Here is a 1,060-nt window from a genome sequence, read left to right as displayed (position 1 = left end):
CTCGCCGTCGACCGCGCCCTCCTCGGCTGCGCCGACCACTCCGGGGCCGACCGCGGTCGCCACCGCCGAGGGGACGTCGACGGTGGACCCGACCGCGGGGCCGACCGCGACTCCCGCGCCGACTCCGGGGATCGACCTCGGCGCCCACTCCGTCGACGACCCGGCGAGCATCTGGGTCGTCGTCAACAAGCTGCGGACGCTCGCGCCCGTCGACTACATCCCGGCCGACCTCGTCTTCCCCGACGTCCCCTTCGTCAACCGGCAGCCGATGCGGCAGGCGACTGCCGACGCGCTGGTCCCTCTGTTCGCGCGGCGAACAGTGAGGCGGGTCTCTCGCTCGCGGTGCAGAGTGCCTACCGCTCCTACGAGACTCAGGTGAGCGTCTACGCCGGCTGGGTCTCCTCGCGCGGGCAGGCGGGGGCGGACGCGACCAGCGCGCGCCCGGGGCACAGTGAGCACCAGACCGGGTGGGCGGTCGATGTCGTCGGCGCCTCGGGTACCTGCGCGCTCGAGATCTGCTGGGGTGACACGGCCGAGGGGAAGTGGGTCGGGGCGAACGCGCACCGCTTCGGCTTCCTCGTGCGGTACAAGCCGGAGACGACGCCGATCACCGGCTACGAGTCGGAGCCGTACCACCTCCGCTACGTCGGCACCGAGCTCTCGCACTACCTGCACGATGCCGGGATCCCCACGCTTGAGCGGCTCTTCGGACTTCCGGATGCACCCGATTACGCGCCCGAAACCACGACCTGACCTCCCGATCGATCAGAGACGGGCACGATCGGGCGTGACACGCGCCGCTCGTTACCGTACTGTTATTCGGAGCGCTTTCGGAGGCCCGTCATACAGGTCTCCCACCCGTGCCTGGTGACATGGCGCTTCCCCTGATCCTGCGCCGGTTCCCCCGCCGCGCCGCCGACCCGTGAGACCTCTGTGCCCCCTCGTTCCACCAGTCCCGCCGCTCCCGCCGATCCCCGCGACGTTCCCGCCGCCGCGCCGCTGACCCGCCGCGAGGCCCGTGAGCGCGAGGGCCGTGTCCGTGCGACGACGATGCCCGGCC

Annotated in this window: 1 protein-coding gene and 1 pseudogene; both read left to right on the top strand. The window is 72.0% G+C overall.

Annotation, left to right across the window (positions count from 1 at the left end; all coding sequences use genetic code 11):
• Positions 1-379 (top strand): annotated as a pseudogene (locus ACH61_RS18720) (hypothetical protein); the annotation flags it as partial.
• Positions 343-753, top strand: coding sequence for a M15 family metallopeptidase (locus tag ACH61_RS15590; RefSeq protein WP_236713731.1), 411 nt, complete (start codon positions 343-345; stop codon positions 751-753). The pseudogene ACH61_RS18720 and the gene ACH61_RS15590, both read left to right, overlap by 37 nt.
• Positions 754-1,060 lie beyond the last annotated feature (307 nt).

The sequence above is a fragment of the Rathayibacter tanaceti genome (assembly GCF_001634385.1).
Taxonomy (GTDB): Bacteria; Actinomycetota; Actinomycetes; order Actinomycetales; family Microbacteriaceae; genus Rathayibacter; species Rathayibacter tanaceti.
The sequence above is the reverse complement of the archived record's forward strand: the minus strand, read 5'-3'. Positions and strand labels throughout refer to the sequence as shown.